The organism is Novosphingobium rosa NBRC 15208, from assembly GCF_001598555.1.
GTDB lineage: Bacteria > Pseudomonadota > Alphaproteobacteria > Sphingomonadales > Sphingomonadaceae > Novosphingobium > Novosphingobium rosa.
Window position 1 is genome coordinate 15681 of the sequence record NZ_BCZE01000030.1, and the last position, 19401, is coordinate 35081.

At 65.4% G+C, this 19401-nt stretch carries 14 protein-coding genes; 3 read left to right on the forward strand and 11 right to left on the reverse strand.

Annotated elements, in window-relative coordinates; translation table 11 throughout:
- Positions 1-23: 23 nt before the first annotated feature.
- Positions 24-1079: an NAD(P)-dependent alcohol dehydrogenase gene (locus SR3_RS12385; RefSeq protein ID WP_068086140.1), complete on the forward strand. Its 1056-nt coding sequence runs from the start codon at positions 24-26 to the stop codon at positions 1077-1079.
- A 129-nt stretch (positions 1080-1208) separates the two neighbouring features.
- Here the strand turns inward: SR3_RS12385 and SR3_RS12390 are convergent, their stop codons facing one another.
- From SR3_RS12390 to SR3_RS12405, 4 genes are all read right to left on the reverse strand, one after another.
- Complete coding sequence (locus SR3_RS12390) at positions 1209-2858, reverse strand: DUF4139 domain-containing protein (RefSeq protein ID WP_245653894.1); 1650 nt, start codon at positions 2856-2858, stop codon at positions 1209-1211.
- Between the two features lie 17 nt (positions 2859-2875).
- A complete protein-coding gene (locus SR3_RS12395; RefSeq protein WP_084455481.1) occupies positions 2876-4384 on the reverse strand; it encodes a DUF4139 domain-containing protein in 1509 nt (502 codons plus the stop codon).
- A gap of 289 nt (positions 4385-4673) precedes the next feature.
- Complete coding sequence (locus SR3_RS12400) at positions 4674-5681, reverse strand: winged helix DNA-binding protein (protein ID WP_068086146.1); 1008 nt, start codon at positions 5679-5681, stop codon at positions 4674-4676.
- A 276-nt stretch (positions 5682-5957) separates the two neighbouring features.
- On the reverse strand, positions 5958-7247 hold the full coding sequence (locus tag SR3_RS12405; RefSeq protein ID WP_068086149.1) for an adenylosuccinate synthase: 1290 nt from the start codon (positions 7245-7247) through the stop codon (positions 5958-5960).
- Positions 7248-7505: 258 nt separating this feature from the next.
- On the opposite strand from SR3_RS12405, the gene SR3_RS12410 reads away from it, so the two are divergent.
- Positions 7506-8405, forward strand: coding sequence for an alpha/beta hydrolase (locus SR3_RS12410; protein WP_245653896.1), 900 nt, complete (start codon positions 7506-7508; stop codon positions 8403-8405).
- 227 nt (positions 8406-8632) lie between these two features.
- On the opposite strand, the gene SR3_RS12415 is transcribed toward SR3_RS12410, so the two are convergent.
- From SR3_RS12415 to SR3_RS12425, 3 genes are all read right to left on the reverse strand, one after another.
- Positions 8633-9754 carry an ATP phosphoribosyltransferase regulatory subunit gene (locus SR3_RS12415; protein WP_068086152.1) on the reverse strand — a complete coding sequence of 374 codons (1122 nt, stop codon included), beginning with the start codon at positions 9752-9754 and terminating at the stop codon, positions 8633-8635.
- 343 nt (positions 9755-10097) lie between these two features.
- A complete protein-coding gene (gene serA, locus SR3_RS12420; protein WP_068086156.1) occupies positions 10098-11681 on the reverse strand; it encodes a phosphoglycerate dehydrogenase in 1584 nt (527 codons plus the stop codon).
- Between the two features lie 78 nt (positions 11682-11759).
- Complete coding sequence (locus tag SR3_RS12425) at positions 11760-12896, reverse strand: phosphoserine transaminase (protein ID WP_068086159.1); 1137 nt, start codon at positions 12894-12896, stop codon at positions 11760-11762.
- Positions 12897-13086: 190 nt separating this feature from the next.
- Between SR3_RS12425 and SR3_RS12430 the strand changes: the two genes are divergently transcribed.
- Positions 13087-13791, forward strand: a complete 705-nt coding sequence (locus tag SR3_RS12430; RefSeq protein WP_084455483.1) for an extensin family protein — start codon at positions 13087-13089, stop codon at positions 13789-13791.
- A gap of 176 nt (positions 13792-13967) precedes the next feature.
- Here SR3_RS12430 and mtnP read toward each other — a convergent pair whose 3' ends face one another.
- The 4 genes from mtnP to clpB form a co-directional block, all read right to left on the reverse strand.
- Positions 13968-14846, reverse strand: coding sequence for an S-methyl-5'-thioadenosine phosphorylase (gene mtnP, locus SR3_RS12435; RefSeq protein ID WP_068086161.1), 879 nt, complete (start codon positions 14844-14846; stop codon positions 13968-13970).
- A 55-nt stretch (positions 14847-14901) separates the two neighbouring features.
- Positions 14902-15564 (reverse strand): TetR family transcriptional regulator, encoded by a 663-nt coding sequence (locus SR3_RS12440; RefSeq protein WP_068086163.1) that lies wholly within the window; start codon positions 15562-15564, stop codon positions 14902-14904.
- Positions 15564-16349, reverse strand: a complete 786-nt coding sequence (locus SR3_RS12445) for an SDR family NAD(P)-dependent oxidoreductase (RefSeq protein WP_068086166.1) — start codon at positions 16347-16349, stop codon at positions 15564-15566. The genes SR3_RS12440 and SR3_RS12445 overlap by 1 nt, the downstream gene beginning before the upstream one ends.
- Before the next feature lie 318 nt (positions 16350-16667).
- Positions 16668-19244, reverse strand: coding sequence for an ATP-dependent chaperone ClpB (gene clpB / locus SR3_RS12450; RefSeq protein WP_068086169.1), 2577 nt, complete (start codon positions 19242-19244; stop codon positions 16668-16670).
- Positions 19245-19401 lie beyond the last annotated feature (157 nt).

Consider the following 19401-nt stretch of genomic DNA (forward strand, 5'->3'; position numbering starts at 1 on the left):
CCCTTTGACAGGAAGATCCCCCCATGACCGTCAAGGCCATCGGCGCGCCCGCCGCCGACAAACCCTTCGAACCCCTCGCCATCACCCGCCGCGAACCCGGCGCGCATGATGTCGCCATCAAGATCGCCTATTGCGGCGTTTGCCATTCCGACCTGCATATGGCGCGCGACGAATGGGGCGGCGCGCTGTACCCCTGCGTGCCCGGCCATGAGATCGTCGGCCATGTCACCGCCGTGGGCGCGCATGTCACCAAGTTCAAGGTGGGCGACACCGTAGGCGTGGGTTGCATGGTCGACAGCTGCCAGCACTGCCCCAGTTGCGAGGAAGGGCTGGAGCAGTATTGCACCGGCGAGGGCAGCTTCACCGGCACCTACAACGCCCCCACCCCCGATGCGCCGGGCTACACGATGGGTGGCTATTCCGAATCCATCGTGGTGAGCGAGAACTTCGTGCTGCGCGTGAACCACAAGCCCGAGCAGCTGGCCGCCGCCGCGCCGCTGCTCTGCGCCGGGATCACCACCTGGTCGCCGTTGCGCCACTGGAACGCGGGGCCCGGCAAGAAGGTGGGCATCGTGGGCATCGGTGGCCTTGGCCATATGGGCGTGAAGCTGGCGCGCGCGTTGGGCGCTCACACCGTGGCCTTCACCACCAGCGAGAGCAAGCGCGAGGCCGCGCTGGCGCTGGGCGCGCATGAGGTGATCGTCTCGAAGAATGAGGACGAGATGGCCGCTCACGCGGGCAGCTTCGATTTCATCCTCAACACCGTGGCCGCCTCGCACAATCTGGACCCCTTCGTGGCGCTTCTGAAGCGTGACGGCACGCTGACCCTGGTGGGCGCGCCCGAGCATCCCCACCCCAGTCCCGCTGTGTTCAACCTGATCTTCAGCCGCCGCTCGATTGCCGGTTCGCTGATCGGCGGCATTGCCGAGACTCAGGAAATGCTCGATTTCTGCGCCGAGCACGGCATCACCTCGGACATCGAGATGATCGCCGCCAGCCAGATCGACGAAGCCTATGACCGCATGCTGAAAGGCGATGTGCGCTATCGCTTCGTGATCGACAGCGCCACGCTGGGCTGATCGCGCAGGACGGGGGCGGGTTCACGCCCGCCCCCTTCACAGCGTTTTGACGATTGAGCGAAAACGCTTCAATCTTCCGATGCCGCATGTCTGAGCCGCTGACCACATGGGCTGGCCACGCTCCGGCACTTACCGCCGGCTGGCAGGCCTTTGATCGGCCAGAACATAGGTCAGAACCACACGCCCCTGCGCCGGGATCGGCGCCTCCCACAGCGGCAGGCCATCCTTGCGCCCCAGCCGGGCCGAACTTGATGCCACGCTCTGGCCCGCCTCCAGCGCCAGCTTGCCCTCGAAGCGGATCGGCCAGCGATTGGCGTTGGTGACGCTGAGCCGCACCACCTGCCGCCTGTGGCCCTGCTGCACACTGTCCCGCGTGACGACTGCGTCCAGTTGCACCTGAGGCGATTCATCCAGCTGAATGTCCACGGTTTCGCCTTCCGCCTTATCCGCCATGCGGCCTTCACCGGACGGAATGTCGGCGCCATGCACCCCCTCGACCACGCTGACCTCACCGCCGGGCAACGCCAGCCCCAGGCCATCCTCGCGACGGTTGCGCAGGCGCACCATGCGGCGGGCAGCGCCTTGCTGCCCCGGTTCGATGGTTGCCGTGTGGATCAGCGCCAGCTTGATGGGGCGCTCGGTCATCAGCGCCACCTGCTTCTGCCCATGCGCGGCGATCGAGGTGGGCATCGGAATACGGTAGAATTTCAGATCCCCCAGCGCCTCGGCCTGGGCGACATAGGCCTCGTTCATCATCCGCTTGGCGTCCATCACCACAACGGCCGCAGGCGCCATCATCGCCATCGGTGCCGGTGGCGGGGGTGGAGGTGGTGGCGGCGGCACCGCCAGAGGCGCGGACAGGCGGCATTCCAGCACCAGCTGCTGCGCGTAATGGCTGCCGGACGGGTATTCCGCCATATGCGGTCGCCCGGCCACCACGCCCGCCTGCGCCTGCGGGAAGCTGGTATCATCCCCGCTGGCCAGAGTGAGCCAGGCGGTCATCTCCGCCTCACGCGCGCCGGGGCGCAAGGCCAGCACGTAATGCGCCCGCCAGTCAAAGCCCCAGGCCAGATAGGACAGCTTGATCCGCACATGCTGCGCACGATCGGACTGCGTGGCCACCGAAAGCGTGGGCCGCGCATTCATCCCCGCAGGCAGGCCATTATAGACGATGCCATCCTTCAGGCCGCCGCAATTGGCCACTTCGAACCCCTGCCGCGTCTGCAGGATCGCCGCGCCATCGGGCCCGGAGCGGATGATCGCCTCCTCCTCCGTCACCTGCCCGCCCGGGCGCTGCCGGCGCAGCGTCACCGGCCTGCCAAAAGCGCGGGCATAGAGGTTGCGCGGCGAGAGCAGATCGGCGTCGAGGTTCTTTTCGCGCACGCCATCCGGCAGACCGGTGATGATCGCGCTTTCCGCCAGCATGCCCGCCGCCACACCTTCGAAACGCAGCACAGCTGCACCCGCGGGCAGATCGACCTCGCGCTCCTCGCTGACCAGCGCATAGCCACCCAGCCATGAGCCGGGCCGCAAAGCGCCATCGCCACCACCATGAGGATTGCGATAGATCGCCACGGAAAGCGCAGCAGGCGCTTTGGATATCACCGTGGTTCCGGACTCATCCGTTTCCCCTGGGGCAGGCCCGGCTTGCGCGCCAGCCTGCGCCACGCCACAGGCCAACGCCAGAACGAACGGCATCAGCCACAGGCCATCCACGGCCTTTCGCCGCGCCATAGCCCGCACCGCCACGGCAGGCGTTATCAAGGAAATACGTGCCATCGACCGCAGCCTTCCGGTCAGTAACGCGTATCGAATTGCGCCGTCAGCTTCACCTCGCCATGCGCGGGCACCGTCACCCGCCACAGGCGTCGGTCGGCATTGACCTGCTCACCCTTCACGCTTTCCGCCGAAACGCGCGTATCGTGCCAGCCATTGTCCAGCCCATCCTGCGCCAGTTCCACCGTCACCGGCACGGATTTGGCGTTGGTGAGACGATAGCTCATACGGGTGCGCCAATAGGTAGCCGTCCGGTCGACCGTGACCACGCGCGGCGCCCCGCCCTCCGTGATGCGATAGCTGGCGACGCGGTCCCATTCGGCACCGGTGATATGATCGCGACCCTCGACCACCGGCTGCACCTTCACATCGAAGGCCGAGCCAAGGCCCAGCGCCACGCTGCTGCCCATCGGCGTATGACCGATGTTGTCCTCACCGATAAATTGCGGCTGCCCGCGCGCATCGCGCATATAGACCCGCACCGTCCCGGCGGGCAGCGCATCGCCCAGACCACCCTCGCGCGAACTGGTGAAGCGCAGTTGCGTGGTCGCGCTCTGCGCTTCATCCTGACTGCCCTGCCAGCCATTGGTGAAGACATAGGCCCGCTCTGCCTGAGCCCCCTTCACATCCAGAAAGCCGATCTGTTTCTGCTGGATGCCGGCCACCGACGTCCGCCCGTCAATCGGATAGACGTAGTAATCGCCCAATTGCTCACGTTCGGAACTCTGTGTGCCCGCCTTGACCAGCCCGCCCGTGCGCGCACGGAAGATGCGCGGCGGCGAAGGCTCATCCCCGCCACCCACACGGCCCGCCACCAGCAACACCCTGGCATGCGGGAAAGCCGTGCCGGTGCTGTTGTTCAGCGTCACCCAGCCCTGCACATCCAGCTTGCCCGAAGCCTCATCGAACAGCGCAACATAATCCGCCTTCCAGCCAAAGCCCTGCGACAGATAGCTCAGCGTCACCGGCCTGGTGCCCGAAGCCCCCGAATCCAGCGTAACCGAGAGCGTGGGATGCGCCTTCAGCCCCTCTGGCAGACCCGGGAAGACCAGCCGGCCGCCCGTCTGCCCCAGCACCTCGATCCGATTGCCGATCTGCACCAGCGTGCCGCCATTGTTGGCCAGCACCTTGGCCTGCTCGGTGGTTTCCACGCCCGTGGCCGGATTGGTCCGTACCAGGCTGACATCCTGCCCCACCGACTTGTCCAGCAGCCGCTGCGGCGAGAGCAGATCGTAGTCGAAATTCTGCTCGATCACGCTGGTGTTCGCCGCCGCGATCGTCACCGTCTCCGGCCTGATCCGCGCCGAGACATCGGGCAGATCCAGCGCCACATGCCCATGCGGCAGGTTGAGCGAGCGCACATCCTGAATCAGCGCCAGATCGTTGTTGTAGATGGTCAGTGACAGATCACCTTGCGCATTGCCCGGCTGCACCACCGAGCCCTGCGTCGGCGCATCCTTGGCCATCGCCTCCGCGCCCTGCAGCGCAAAAAGCGAAACACCAGCCCCGACAACCGCCATCCACCGCATCGCATTCTCCAGATCATGCGCCCGACCGTGATGACGGACCGAGCAGTCTTAAGCCCAGCCTACCTCCCACATGCGAGGTCATCCCGGAAGAGCTTTCCTTGCCGTCTCATCGCGTTGAATCGGTGAACGCGTGCTGAAAGAAAGACGGATGGAGTGTAGAAAAAGCATATAGTGGACATCGAAGATACGAGGGGGTTATCCACTCGCGCTCCCAAAGCGTCTTCCGGCGAGACTACAGGGACGCCCGATTGTTACGCTTTACCTCCTTATTAGAGCAACAATCCCTGCATTAGCTCATCCGCGCCGCAACAAGATCAATCTCCGCGAAATAGCGCGCCATCGCATCCACCGCCTTGTCGGTCAGGGTGATGAAGGCGCGGCGGCGGTCGGTTTCATCCTCCACGCGCTTGAACAGACCCGCATCGGTCATCTGACCGATCCAGCGCAGCGCTGTCGTCGGCGGCACGCCCGAGGCGATGCACAGGCTGGTGACCGAAACACGCGCATGTTCCGCCCGTGCCGCCGTCAGATCCAGCAGCATGTCCCACGCCGGATCGGCGAACAGGTCTCCCTCGAAATGGCGTGCCCGCAACTGGCGCTGGCGGATGATCCGACGCACCAGACGCGGATCAGGCAGCGCCGGGCGGGCAGCACGCCCGACGCGCTCATCGCCCTCATCAGGCGAGGGCGTATCGAACCGGAACGCCGAGACCACCGCGGGCGCTGCCGGAACGGCGGAAGGCATTTCGCCACCCAACCGGTCGATCCGTTCCGCGATCTGGGTCACCTGCTGGGTGAGGCGCAACAGCACCAGCCGGTCTTCCTCGGACAGCTCGCGCACCCGCCGTTGTGGCAGACGGGCCAACACATGGCCCAGCGCGATGATCCGCTCGGCCCGACTGGGGGCCACCAGAATCTGCGGATCGCTCTGGTCCAAAGCGGCGAAGACATCGTCCAGCGCCTCTACACTGGTCGAAACGATCAGCTGCGCGCCCACATGCGCCGCCCGCATATCCAGCCGCGCCAGCGCCGCCATCGTCGCGCCATCCACCTGCGGACAATCGATCAGCACCACATCGCCCAGCGGCTTGGCCGCGCCATCCAGCACCACATTCAACCGCCCCGTATCGGCCAGCCGGAAGCCTGCGCTGGCGGCATCCTCACCCATTTCATCGCGCAGATGGCCGCGATCGGCAAAGACCGAGACGCTCAACCGCAGGCCCGCCGCATCATTGGCAGGCGCGCCGTAGGAAAAATCCGAAACATCATCGGTGAAGCCCCCAAATCGGGCCTGCATGGTCTGGCTGGGGGGACGGCTCGGAGCTTGGCTCGACATGGGTGTTTTACTCCCTCGATGGCTGAGCCAGAGCAGGTCTCAGCGGCATTCCGTGAATAAAACTAGAACAAATGCAGATTCCGTCAAGTCACTTAAGGAACAAATAAGGATCGATTATGGATATTAAACGGAACACCCATAAAGATGCTGAAAACACGAAACTTTCCAAGGCCGATACAGCAACGCCGCCGCCAGCACAGGGCTGACAGCGGCGCTATTGCATCCGGAAAAACCGAATCAGTCGGCGAAGGGATCGCGGACCAGAATCGTGTCCTCACGCTCGGGGCTGGTGGAGACCAGCGCGACGGGCGTCTCGATCAGCTCCTGCACGCGCTGGATGTACTTGATCGCCTGAGCGGGCAGATCGGCCCACGAACGCGCGCCAGCAGTCGTGCCCTGCCAGCCATCCATTTCCTCATAGATCGGCTCGACATTGGCCTGATCGGCGGCGTGCGCCGGGAAATAATCCAAAACCTTGCCGTTCAGGCGGTAGCCGGTGCAGATCTTCACCTTCTCCAGACCGTCGAGCACGTCCACCTTGGTCAGGGCAATGCCGGTCACGCCCGAAATGGCGCAAGACTGGCGCACCAGCACGGCATCGAACCAGCCGCAGCGGCGCTTGCGGCCCGTGACGGTGCCGAATTCATGGCCACGCTCGCCCAGACGCTGGCCGGTTTCGTCCTCCAGCTCGGTGGGGAACGGGCCGGAGCCCACGCGGGTGGTGTAGGCCTTCACGATGCCCAGCACAAAGCCGGTGGCGCTGGGGCCAAGGCCCGAGCCCGAAGCCGCCGTGCCCGAAACCGTGTTCGACGAGGTGACAAAAGGATAGGTGCCGTGATCGACATCGAGCAGCACGCCCTGCGCACCCTCGAACAAGATGCGCGCGCCGGCTTTCTTCACCGAATTCAGACGCTTCCACACCGGCTGGGCATATTGCAGCACCGAAGGCGCGATCTCGCGCAGCTCATTCAGCAACGCCTCGCGATCGACCGGCGGCTGGCCGAAACCGGCGCGCAGCGCGTCATGATGCGCGCACAGGCGGTCCAGCTGGGCCTCCAGCGCATCGAGATGCGCCAGATCGCACACGCGGATCGCGCGGCGGCCGACCTTGTCCTCATAGGCCGGGCCGATGCCGCGACCGGTGGTGCCGATCTTGCCCGAACCGGCAGCGGCCTCGCGCATCACGTCCAGCTCGCGGTGGACCGAGAGGATCAGCGGGCAATTCTCGGCGATGGCGAAGTTTTCGGTGTTGATGACAACGCCCTGGCCTTCCAGCTTCTCGATCTCGGCCTTCAGGTGCCACGGGTCCAGCACCACGCCATTGCCGATGATCGAGAGCGTGCCGGTCACGATGCCGCTGGGCAGCAGCGACAGCTTGTAGACCTTCTCGCCCACCACCAGCGTGTGGCCGGCGTTGTGGCCGCCCTGAAAACGCACGACGGCGTCCGCGCGCGCAGCCAGCCAGTCGACGATCTTGCCCTTGCCCTCATCGCCCCACTGGGCGCCGATCACGGTCACATTTGCCATGGATAGAATCCCTCACCCTGCCAGGTGGACCCGGAAGCGCCCTTCGACAGGACTCGGCGCAGCGGGTGGATCAGACGGGCGCGTCAAAGCGGCGGCCCGGATATGCGCGGTGGCCGTTAGAGGGCCCGGCCAGAACCGTCAACCCCAAGCAGACCGGTACTGGTGCATGAGCGCCCTTGCGCCTAGGTTAGGCACAGAAATGGGTTGCCGGGAGACGCCGAAATCATGCCAATACGGATGCGCAAAATCGCTATACCGATGGCCGCAGCCCTCTCCATGGCGCTGATTCTGCCGCTGGCCGCGCGGGCGCAGATGCTCGGCCCCGGCATGTGGGCGCGCGGCATGATGCGCAACCGCCAGGCGATGGCGCCGTCCGCCCCGCCGCATCAGACTTTGGCTTATGGCAATGGGCAATCCTACGATTTCTACGCGCCGCTGCATCCCAACGGCCCTACGCCACTGGTGCTTTTCGTCCATGGCGGCGCATGGAGTCGCGGCAGCAAGGATACGGCCACCGGGCCATGGAAAGCGCCGCATTACACTGGGGAAGGCTATGCCTTTGCCTCGATGGACTACCGCCTCGTCCCCAAGGCCCGCGTGGAGGATCAGGCCGCCGATATCGCCCACGCCCTGCACGCCATCCTGCGCAATGCCGACCGCCTCGGTGTGGACCGCCACCGCATCGTGCTGATGGGCCATAGCGCGGGGGCGCAACTGGTGGCGCTGGTGGGTACAGATGAAAGCTATCTGAAAGCCGAGGGTTTATCCTTCGCGGACATCGCGGGCGTCATCCCCATCGACGGGGCCGCCTATGATATCCCCAAGCAGATGGAGACCTCCGGCGCCTATATGGGCGCGCGTTATGATCAGGCCTTCGGGACCGACCCGGCGCGGCAGAGGGCCCTGTCAGCCACCCTCCATGCCGAAGCGCCCAATGCCTCGCGCTTCCTGCTGCTGCATGTGCAGCGGCCTGATGGGGTGGCTCAGGCGCAGGAATTAGCGGACGCGCTGCGGGCTGGTGGGACGGATGTGGAGATCAAAGGCTTCCCGGGCACCGGGCTGATGGGCCATCTGGCCATCAATCAGCGGCTGGGCGATCCATCCTATGAGGTCACGCCGGTTGTGGATGAGTGGTTGAAGAAGGTTTTCGGGAAGTAGGAAGAGAGAAAAGCGAGGGCCATCGCCCTCGCGCTCCCTTTACTGTCTGCGTTGCGCTTGGGGTTCGGCCAAGGCGCTCAGTTTGCCGCTCCGCAGGCAGGAAATAGGCCTGCGGCGCCTTAGGTCACCGCAGGTGGAGAGTTTGGGCGCTTCAGTTCGGCACCATCACCCTATCGCCGGAAGACGTCATGGGAGCGCGAGGGGGTAACCCCCTCGCATCTTCCTTTTCAGACGCCCTGAATCACCCCATCCACCAACTGGTGAGTGCAACCCAAAGCAGCCGCATCGTCGCTATCGCTCAAGGCCGCCACCGTGCGCCATTCCGCCCGCAACGCAGCCGCCACCGCAGCCTCATGTCCCAACGGCAGGAACAGCAGCGGGCGCGGCGCTTCCTGCGCGGCCAGAGCCGCAATCAGCGGATCGGGATAGAGCGAGAAGCCTGTCGCGGGTTCCGGCGCGTCACCGGCGGGGCCGAGGATGCGATAGGTGCCGCCGCGACCGACATAGCCGCGCAGACCGTCGGCGAAGATCGTGAAGCCGAACCAGCTCTGATATTCGAAGCCATGGCGCTCGGTGGGGTCGAGCGTCAGGCGGGCGGCGTCGCCCACGCGGGCGGCGATGAGGCGCAACGCGGCGATGCGGTCATCCAGCACGCCGCCGACATCCAGCGCGGAGAGGCGCTCGATGGCGCTGTCCAGCGGGCCCGTAGCATAGAGCAGCGGCAGATAGGCCTGACCGCCAGCAGCCGTCAGAGCGCCCGCATCCTTGGAATCCAGCGCCACGCGCACGGCATCGCGCGCCTCGGGCGAGAGGGGCAGCGGGCCGGAAGCCAGATCCTCGATCAGATCGGGCATGGTGAAATCGACCGAAATGCCCTGAGCACCAGCCGCCGCCAGCGCCTCGACCGCCACGGCCACCACCTCGGCGGCGGCGGCGACGCTGTCACTGCCGATCAGCTCGGCGCCGAGCTGCAGGCGTTCACGTACCGGATCGAGACCGTCGCCCTTGATGGTCAACACCTGGCCATTGTAGCACAAGCGCAGCGGGCGGGCCTGCGCGGCCATGCGCGTGGCGGCGATACGGCCCACCTGCGGCGTCACGTCGCTGCGCAGCGCCATCATGCGCAGGCTTGCCGGATCGACAAAGCGGAACATGCGGCGCGACTGAATGCCCGCCATGCGGCTGGCCAGCGACTGCTCAAACTCGATGCTGGGGGGCTGGACGCGATCGTATCCATGCGCGTCCATCACATCCATGATGGCGCGGGTGATGCGCGTGGCGGCCGCAGTCGCCTGAGGCAGGCGGTCTTCAAGGCCTTCGGGGAGCAGATCGCGGGTCGTGTCGTTCATGATGGGGCGGGCTTTAGCGTTGGTTTAAGGTTGGGGGAAGGGAAGAAAGAAAAGAAGGTGCGAGGGCCATCGCCCTCGCGCTCCCTTTACGTCTCCCGACGCCAAGGCAGTGGCGCCGAAAGGTTGCGCCCAAACTCTCCACCAGCGCCACCTAAGGCGCCGCAGGCATGCATTCCTGCCTGCGGCGCAGCGACGTTGCTCCAAGGCCGAACCCGATGCGCCACGCAGACATTCAAGGGAGCGCGAGGGCGATGGCCCTCGCATTTCCTCTTCTAAACCCTTCAAAAGAAAAGGCGGAGCCTTCCGACCCCGCCTCATCTTGTTTACAAACCAGCGTCTGAAATCAGAACGCCAGCCCCTTCACGCGCTTTACGCCGGGCAGGTTCTCGGCCTTGGCCAGAACCTCTTCGCCCACCGGGCTATCCACGGACAGCAGCAGCACGGCCTCGCCACCGGCATCGCGGCGGCCCAGGTTGAAGGTGCCGATGTTGATGTCGTTCTCGCCCAGCAGGGTGCCGATGCGGCCGATGAAGCCGGGGGCGTCCTCGTTGACGATGTACATCATGTCGCCGGTCAGCTCGGCCTCGACCTTGATGCCGAAGAGTTCGACCAGACGCGGCTCGGCGTTGCTGAACAGCGTGCCGGCCACCGAGCGCTCGCCCGCTTCCGTCTTCACCGAGACGCGGATCAGCGTGTGGTAGTCGCCGGTCTTTTCGGTCTTCACTTCGCGCACTTCAAGGCCGCGCTCCTTGGCGAGGAACGGAGCGTTGACCATGTTCACCGTTGCAGACTGCACGCGCAGGAAACCGGCCAGAACGGCGGCCACGATGGGCTTGGCGTTCAGTTCGGCGGCGGCGCCCTCGGTGTGGATCGAGATGCGGGCGACGGCGCTGGTGGTCAGCTGGCCGACCAGCGAGCCAAGGCGCTCGGCCAGAGCCATGTAGGGCTTCAGGCGCGGGGCTTCCTCAGCCGACAGCGAGGGCATGTTGAGCGCGTTGGTGACGCCGCCGGTGGTGAGGTATTCACCCAGCTGCTCGGCCACCTGCAGGGCCACATTGACCTGGGCTTCCGTGGTCGAAGCGCCCAGATGCGGGGTGCAGATGAAGTTCTTGGTGCCGAACAGCGGCGAGTCCTTGGCGGGCTCGGTCTGGAACACGTCGAGGGCGGCGCCGGCGATATGGCCCGAATCGAGGCCTGCCTTCAGCGCGGCTTCGTCGATCAGGCCACCACGGGCGCAGTTGACGATGCGGACACCCTTCTTGGTCTTGGCCAGATTTTCGGCCGAGAGGATGTTCTTGGTGTCGGCGGTCAGCGGCGTGTGCAGCGTGATGAAATCGGCGCGGGCCAGCAGCGTGTCGAGATCGGCCTTTTCGACGCCGATTTCCACGGCGCGCTCGGGCGTCAGGAAGGGATCGAAGGCCACGACCTTCATCTTCAGGCCCAGCGCGCGGCTGGCGACGATGCTGCCGATGTTGCCGGCGCCGATCAGGCCCAGCGTCTTGCCGGTGACTTCCACGCCCATGAAGCCATTCTTCGGCCACAGGCCCTGCTGGGTCTGCTCATTGGCTTCGGGGATCTGGCGGGCCAGGGCGAAGATCATCGCTATGGCATGCTCGGCGGTGGTGATCGAGTTGCCGAAAGGCGTGTTCATCACGACAACGCCCTTGGCGCTGGCGTAGGGGATGTCCACGTTATCGACGCCGATACCGGCGCGGCCGATCACCTTGAGATTGGTGGCGGCGTCGAGGATTTCCTTGGTCACCTTGGTCGAGCTGCGGATGGCCAGGCCATCATAATCGCCGATGCGGGCGATCAGCTGCTCGGGGGTTTCGCCGGTGATGACATCGACGTCGCAGCCCAGCTCTTCGAAAATGCGGGCGGCGTTGGGGTCCATCTTGTCGGAAATAAGAACGCGGGGCTTGGTCATGGGAAGTCCTTCCTCATGCGGAATATCGCTGTGTTCAGGGGAGATGGCGGCGCGGATTGGCGCGCCGCCATGATAGCGTCAGGCTGCGACGGTCGCCTTGACCGAGGCATAGGCATAGTCGAGCCAAGGGCCCAGCGCCTCGATGTCCTCGACGTTGACGGTGGCGCCACACCAGATGCGCAGGCCCGCCGGGGCATCGCGATAGCCCGCGATGTCGTAAGCGGCGTCTTCCTTTTCGAGGATGGCGGCGAACTTCTTGATGAAGTCGGCGTCGGCGCCCTCGACGGTCAGGCAGACCGAGGTCTTCGAGCGGGTGCCCTTGTCGACAGCCAGATGGCCCAGCCAGTCACGCTCGGCAACGATCTTGTCCAGCGCGTTGGCGTTGGCGGTGCAGCGCGCCTGAAGACCCTTCAGACCGCCTTCCGACTTGGCCCATTCCAGCGCGAAGATCGCGTCTTCCACGGCCAGCATCGAGGGCGTGTTGATGGTCTCGCCCTTGAAGATGCCCTCGGCCAGCTTGCCCTTGGACACCAGGCGGAACACCTTGGGCAGCGGACGGTCGGGGGTGAAGTTTTCCAGACGCTCGACAGCGCGGGGCCCCAGGATCAGCACGCCATGGCCGCCCTCACCGCCCAGCACCTTCTGCCAGGAGAAGGTGGCGACGTCGATCTTGGTCCAGTCGATGTCGTAAGCGAAAACGGCGCTGGTGGCGTCGGCGAAGCTCAGGCCCTCGCGGTCGGCGGGGATCCACTCGGCGTCGGGCACGCGCACACCGCTGGTGGTGCCGTTCCAGGTGAAGAGCACATCGTTCGACCAGTCGACCTTGTCCAGATCGGGGAGCTGGCCGTAATCGGCGCGCATCACCGTGGCGTCCAGCTTGAGCTGCTTGACGGCATCCGTCACCCAGCCCTCACCGAAGCTTTCCCAGGCCAGAGCGGTGACTTCGCGGGCGCCCAGCATGGTCCACATGGCCATTTCGAAGGCGCCGGTATCCGAACCAGGCACGATGCCGATGCGATGGGTGTCAGGCAGACCCAGCAGCTCGCGCATCAGGTCGATGCAGTAAGCGAGGCGGGTCTTGCCGATCTTCGCGCGATGCGAGCGGCCCAGCGACTCGGTCGCCAGCTTGGTCAGATCATAAACGGGGGGTTTGGCGCAGGGACCCGACGAGAAAAAAGGACGAGCGGGTTTGGTAGCCGGAATAGTAACAGTCATGTAGACTCTCCTCACAGAGAGCACGCGCGGCGTTGGGACCGCGTGGCCCGGCGCCGCTTGTAGATATGCGCCGTGGCAAGTCAACCCGCCTTGAACATTTGCAAATGAAAAGTTTCGCAAGCCCTCTGGCAAGCTTGTTGCGCGCCCCTTTGCAACAGAATGTTAATCATTCCTGCCGCAGATTAACCATATGCACCCGTGGCCAGCCTCCCCCCGGCGCCGCCCAAGCGGCACATGCCTCTCATTCCGATTCGCTGTCAGCGCTTTATCCGCACTGGCGCTGGCCGCCTGCTCTTCCGCGCCCCAGGCACCGCAGACGCCCCGGCGCACGACGAACAACTGGTCCCCCGCGCCCGATTACAACCGGTGTCTGGCCGATCTCGGCGCCAAGGAAGCCACCTTCACCCCCCTGCCCGACCAGTATTTCGGCGCGGGCTGCTCCACCATCCAGACGGTGAAATTGCTCTCGGTGCGCGGCGACTATTCCGCGCTGGGCATCAGCAATCTCGGCCCCGTCACCTGCCGTCTGGCCGACGCCTTCGCCGGATGGGCCCGCTATGGCGTGGACCGCGCCGCACGCCAGATTCTCGGCAGCCAATTGGTGCGAATCGAGACCATGGGCAGCTACAATTGCCGCAACGTGGCGGGCAGCGATCACCGCTCCGGCCACGCCACCGCCAGCGCCATCGACGTCTCCGCCTTCGTGCTGGCCGATGGGCGGCGGGTTTCGGTTCTCGGCCAGTGGAACGCCGGGACGCCCCAGGAGCGGGAGTTCCTGCGCGTGATTCACACCAGCGCCTGTCGGCGATTCGGGATGGTGCTGGGGCCGGATTACAACACCGCTCACCGCAACCACTTCCATGTGGAGGCGGTGGATTCGCATTTTTGCCGGTAAGGGTTTGAAGAAAAGAGAGATGCGAGGGGCAGCAGCGCAGCCGGTCAATCCTGGTGCGATAGCGCCGCGCGCGCAAACCTGCCTGCGGCGCAGCGACGTTGCTCCATGGCCGAACCCGAAGCGCAAGGCAGACAGTCAAGGGAGCGCGAGGGCGATGGCCCTCGCACCTTCTCCCTTCAACCCTTCTTCAAAACCCGCCCCGCCACGGCATCCAGCTTTGCGACCAACGCAGCATCGCGTGCGGAAGGCGCCGTGGCGAAGGCGAACTCCAGCGCCGTCTCGATCGGGCTGACCTCGCGGACCGCAGGCAGGATGTCCGCCAGATGGCCCACCGTCGCGCGGGCGCGCTCGGCGTTGGCCTTCATCACCGCGAAGACCTCGGCGGCCTCCACGCCGGCCTCGCTGTCGCGCCAGGCGTCATAGTCGGTGACCATGCCGAGGATGGCGTAGGGCAGCTCCGCCTCGCGGGCGAGGCGCGCTTCGGGCATGGCGGTCATGCCGATCACATCGGCGCCCCAGGCGCGGTACATGCGGCTTTCGGCGCGGGTGGAGAACTGCGGCCCCTCGATGGCGACATAGCAGCCCGCATCATGCACCGTGGAGCCGGCTTCGCGCGCCGCGGCGCCCAGCAGGCCGGAGAGGCGCGGGCAGACCGGATCGGCAAGGCTGACATGCGCCACAAGGCCGGTGCCGAAAAAGCTGCTGGCGCGGCCATGGGTGCGGTCGATCAGCTGGTCCACCGCGACGACATGACCCGGCGCCATCTCCTCCCGCAGCGAGCCGATGGCCGAGAGCGAGATCAGATCGGTGACCCCGCAGCGCTTCATCACATCGATGTTGGCGCGGAAGTTGATGTCCGAGGGCGGGATGGCATGGCCTGCACCGTGGCGGGCGAGGAAGGTGAAACGCACATCGCCGATGCGGCCCTGCACCACCGGGCCGGAGGGGGCACCGAAGGGGCTCTGCACGCGGATTTCCTGAGCATCCTCCAGCCCCAGACCCTCGGCCAGACCCGATCCGCCCATCACGCCGATATGCCACTGCGTGCTGCTCATGCGATGCTGTTCCTTCCGCTGTTCCGTGCGTCAAAAATCCACCCTTGGCGGCGGATTATGACAATCTGTCGCACTGTCCGTCATGGGGCACCAGAATGCCCGCCACGACGAAGTCGTTGAGATGGGCGCGGTATCCGTCACGCAGACTTTCGTCCAGCACATCGCGGCCAGAGCAATAGCGCAGCACCAGCCGCGCCGAGAAAAACCGGTCCGCCGCGCCGATCACCGTGAAGTAGAAGAACTGCGGATCGACGGGGCGGAAGACCCCGGCCTCCACCCCCTCGCCGATCAGCCGCTCATAGGCGTCCAGCATGGGTTGCAGGCAGGTATCCGCCAGATGCTGCGCCACCTCGGGCGGTTCCTGACGGATCAGGCGCATCAGCAGGCGGTGGATATAGGGCGTGCGGAAGAAGGTGTTGACCACCGCCGTCATATGCAGGCGCAGCTTGGTCTCGGGATCGGCCTCCTTGGCGAGCAGCGCGTCCACGGCCTTGAGAATGCCCGCGAAATCGCGTTCCAGCAGGGCCTTCATCAGCCCCGCCTTGTTGCCGAAATAATACTTCACCAGCGCCGAATTCAGCCCCGAGCGCGCCGCCAGCTCCGACAGCGAGACATCCACCGTATCCTCGTCGCGCATGATCTGGCTGGCGGTTTCCAGCAATTGCTCACGCGCGGCGGGCGGGGGCGTGGCCGAAGACGGGGCAGGCGCTGCCGCCATCAACGCGGCCCCATGCGGATCGCGCCATCCATGCGGATGCACTCGCCGTTCATATAGTCGTGGCCGATCAGGAACAGCGCGGTCTGCGCATACTCCGCCGCCCGGCCAAGGCGCTTGGGGAAAGGCACATTGGCGGCCAGCGCCTGCTGCGCCTTCTCGGGCAGGCTGGCCATCATCGGCGTCTCGAAGATGCCCGGCAGGATGGTGTTGACGCGGATGCCGTCGCCCATCAGATCGCGCGCGATCGGCAGGGTCATCCCCGCCACGCCCGCCTTGCTCGCGGCATAGGCGACCTGCCCCATCTGCCCATCCTGCGCCGCGATGCTGGCCGTGTTGACGATCACCCCGCGCTGCCCATGCGCATCGATGGGGTTGAGCGCCACCATCCCCGCCGCGCTGGCCGCGATGCAACGGAACGTGCCCGCCAGATTGACCGCCAGCACGCGTTCAAATTCGGCGGCGGGATAGGGCAGGATCGAACCCGTCTCCTTATCCTTCCCCACCGTCTTGCGCGCCGTGACAATGCCCGCGCAATTGACCAGCACACGCTCCTGCCCATGGGCGGCCCTCGCCTGAGCGAAGCCGGCCTGAACGCTCTCATCGCTGGTGACATCGACATGGGCGAACAGTGCGCCGATTTCCTGCGCGGCCTTGTGCCCGGCTTCCTGGTCCCGGTCGAAAATGGTGACCTGCACGCCCTGCTGCGCCAGAGCCGCCGCCGTCGCCAGCCCAAGGCCCGAGGCCCCGCCCGTGACCACCGCCGCAATCGATGAGTTCAGTTCCATGGTCAGGCATCGTCCTCTGTTGTTGTTTAAGCGGACGATTAAAGAGGGATCGGGCAAGAAGGAAGAGGAAATGCGAGGGCCATCGCCCTCGCGCTCCCTTTACGTGTCGGCCTCAGCGCTTCAGGTTCGGCCACAGAGCAACATCGCCGCGCCGCAGGCAGCCATTCCATAGGCAGTGTCAAGACCATGGGATTGATTGCCTGCGGCGCTTTAGCTTACGCAGGTGGAGAGCCGGGGCGCACCCTTTCGGCGCCCCTACCCTATCGTCGGAAGACGTTATGGGAGCGCGAGGGGGTAACCCCCTCGCACTCATCTTCCTTACTCGACGTCCATCACCAAAGCCCCATCCCCATCATCGATGCGGACGACCGAGCCATCGGGCACCTCGCCACCCAGCAGCTTCTCCGCCAGCGGGTCCTGAAGATACCGCTGCACCGCCCGCTTCAAAGGCCGAGCGCCATACACGGGATCATAGCCCACCCGGCCCAGCCAGCGCTTGGCGCCTTGAGTCAGATCCAGCGTGATCTTGCGATCCTTCAGCAGCTTTTGTACGCGCTGCACTTGGATCTCCACGATGGGCGCCATATGGTCCTGACCCAGGCGGTGGAACAGGATGATCTCGTCCAGACGGTTGAGGAATTCGGGGCGGAAGTGCCCGCGCACCACATCCATCACCTGCGGCTCGACCGAGGACACATCCTGATCGTCGTCCAGATTGGCGAGATACTGGCTGCCAAGGTTGCTGGTCAGAATGATAAGCGTGTTGGTGAAATCCACCACGCGGCCCTGCCCGTCGGTGAGGCGGCCATCGTCGAGCACCTGCAGCAGCACGTTGAAGACGTCGCTGTGGGCCTTTTCCACCTCGTCGAACAGCACCACCTGATAGGGGCGGCGGCGCACGGCCTCGGTCAGCACGCCACCCTCGTCGTAACCGACATAGCCCGGAGGGGCGCCGATCAGGCGGGAGACCGCGTGCTTCTCCATGAACTCGCTCATGTCGATGCGGACCATGGCGTTGTCATCGTCGAAGAGAAAGCCGGCCAGCGCCTTGGTCAGCTCGGTCTTGCCGACGCCCGTGGGGCCGAGGAAGAGGAAGCTGCCCAGCGGCCGGTTGGGGTCCTGCAGCCCCGCGCGGGCGCGGCGCACGGCCTTGGAAACCGCCGTGACCGCATCCTTCTGGCCGATGACGCGCGCACCGATCACCTCTTCCATCTTGAGCAGCTTCTCGCGCTCGCCTTCCAGCATGCGGTCGACGGGCACGCCGGTCCAACGGCTGACCACGGCGGCGATGTCGTCCGCCGTGACTTCCTCGCGCAGCATGGCGTTGCTGCTGGTGGCCTGCGCCTCGGCCAGCTGCTTTTCCAGCTCGGGGATGCGGCCATAGGTCAGCTGCCCCGCCTTGGCGAGGTCGCCCTGGCGCTGGGCCTGCTCCAGCTCGAGGCGCGCGGCGTCGAGAGCTTCCTTGATCTTGCCCTCGGCGGCGATCTTGTCGCGCTCATTCTGCCAGCGGGTGGTGAGTTCCACGCTGCGCTGTTCCAGATTAGCCAGCTCCTCGCGCAGGGCCGCCAGACGGTCTTTCGACGCCTGATCGCTTTCCTTGGCGAGCGCCATTTCCTCGATCTTGAGCTGGATGATGCGGCGGTCGAGCGTCTCGATCTCTTCGGGCTTGCTCTCCACCTCCATGCGGATGCGGCTGGCGGCCTCGTCCATCAGATCGATGGCCTTGTCCGGCAGGAAGCGGTCCGCGATGTAGCGGTTGGAAAGCGTCGCGGCGGCCACGATGGCATTGTCCGCGATGCGCACGCCATGATGCAGCTCGTACTTCTCCTTGAGCCCGCGCAGGATGCTGATCGTGTCTTCCACGGTCGGCTCGCCCACGAAGACGGGCTGGAAACGGCGCTGCAGGGCCGGGTCCTTCTCGACATACTTCTGGTACTCATCCAGCGTGGTCGCGCCGATGCAATGCAGTTCGCCGCGCGCCAGAGCGGGCTTCAGCAGATTGCCCGCATCCATGGCGCCCTCGCTTTTGCCCGCGCCGATCAGCGTGTGCATCTCGTCGATGAAGAGGATGATTTCGCCTTCCGCGCCCTTCACCTCGTCGAGCACGGATTTGAGGCGTTCCTCGAACTCGCCGCGATATTTGGCGCCCGCGATCAGCGCGCCCATATCGAGCGACATCAGGCGGCGGTCCTTCAGGCTATCGGGCACGTCGCCATTGGCGATGCGCAGCGCGAGCCCCTCGGCGATGGCGGTCTTGCCCACGCCGGGTTCGCCGATCAGCGCCGGATTGTTCTTGGTGCGGCGCGCCAGAATCTGGATGGTGCGGCGGATTTCCTCGTCGCGCCCGATCACCGGGTCCAGCTTGCCGTCGCGCGCGGCTTGCGTGAGGTCGCGGGCGAATTTCTTCATCGCCTCATAGGCGTTTTCGGCCCCGGCGCTGTCTGCCGCGCGCCCACCGGTCAGGTCCTGAATGGCCTTTTCCAGCGTGGCGGGGGTGACATTGGCCAGCTTCAAGGCCTGCCCGGCAGCACCGCCGGACATCGCCAACGCCTGCAGAATGCGCTGCACGGCGACAAAGCTGTCGCCCGCCTTGGCCGAAAGCTGCTCGGCGCTGTCCAGCACGCGCACGGCGTCATTGTCCAGCCCCGGAGGCTGCTGTGCGCCACCGCCCGAAACGGCGGGGATCTTGGCCAGAGCCTTATCCACCTCGGCGGTGACAAGCGGGGTGGCGCCACCGGCACGCTGGATCAGGCCCGCGGCCATGCCTTCATCGTCTTCCAGCAGGGCTTTCAGAATATGCTCGGGGGTGATGCGCTGGTGAGACAGACGGATCGCCAGCGTCTGGCTGGCTTGCAGGAAACCCTTGGCGCGGTCGGTAAACTTTTCGAGATTCATGGGGATCAAACCTCCTGTTGCCGCAAGAGATAGTGTTGCCGTTTTAACACACAAGGGTGCAGATCAAATTTCCGCTTTTCATAACAAGACCCACCATCGGCGGCTTGGCGTTTTAACCCTGCGCTCATACACTTCGGATCATTCAGGGATTTAACGC

Bases quoted from the DNA above. Each gene is read 5' to 3' on its own strand.
- SR3_RS12385 (WP_068086140.1), top strand. From the start codon at position 24: ATGACCGTCAAGGCCATCGGCGCGCCCGCCGCCGACAAACCCTTCGAA.
- SR3_RS12400 (WP_068086146.1), bottom strand. From the start codon at position 5,681: ATGCAGGCCCGATTTGGGGGCTTCACCGATGATGTTTCGGATTTTTCC.
- serA (WP_068086156.1), bottom strand. From the start codon at position 11,681: ATGACCAAGCCCCGCGTTCTTATTTCCGACAAGATGGACCCCAACGCC.
- SR3_RS12405 (WP_068086149.1), bottom strand. From the start codon at position 7,247: ATGGCAAATGTGACCGTGATCGGCGCCCAGTGGGGCGATGAGGGCAAG.
- SR3_RS12415 (WP_068086152.1), bottom strand. From the start codon at position 9,754: ATGAACGACACGACCCGCGATCTGCTCCCCGAAGGCCTTGAAGACCGC.
- SR3_RS12395 (WP_084455481.1), bottom strand. From the start codon at position 4,384: ATGCGGTGGATGGCGGTTGTCGGGGCTGGTGTTTCGCTTTTTGCGCTG.
- SR3_RS12390 (WP_245653894.1), bottom strand. From the start codon at position 2,858: ATGGCACGTATTTCCTTGATAACGCCTGCCGTGGCGGTGCGGGCTATG.
- SR3_RS12425 (WP_068086159.1), bottom strand. From the start codon at position 12,896: ATGACTGTTACTATTCCGGCTACCAAACCCGCTCGTCCTTTTTTCTCG.
- SR3_RS12445 (WP_068086166.1), bottom strand. From the start codon at position 16,349: ATGGAACTGAACTCATCGATTGCGGCGGTGGTCACGGGCGGGGCCTCG.
- SR3_RS12440 (WP_068086163.1), bottom strand. From the start codon at position 15,564: ATGGCGGCAGCGCCTGCCCCGTCTTCGGCCACGCCCCCGCCCGCCGCG.
- clpB (WP_068086169.1), bottom strand. From the start codon at position 19,244: ATGAATCTCGAAAAGTTTACCGACCGCGCCAAGGGTTTCCTGCAAGCC.
- mtnP (WP_068086161.1), bottom strand. From the start codon at position 14,846: ATGAGCAGCACGCAGTGGCATATCGGCGTGATGGGCGGATCGGGTCTG.
- SR3_RS12430 (WP_084455483.1), top strand. From the start codon at position 13,087: ATGCACCCGTGGCCAGCCTCCCCCCGGCGCCGCCCAAGCGGCACATGC.
- SR3_RS12410 (WP_245653896.1), top strand. From the start codon at position 7,506: ATGGCCGCAGCCCTCTCCATGGCGCTGATTCTGCCGCTGGCCGCGCGG.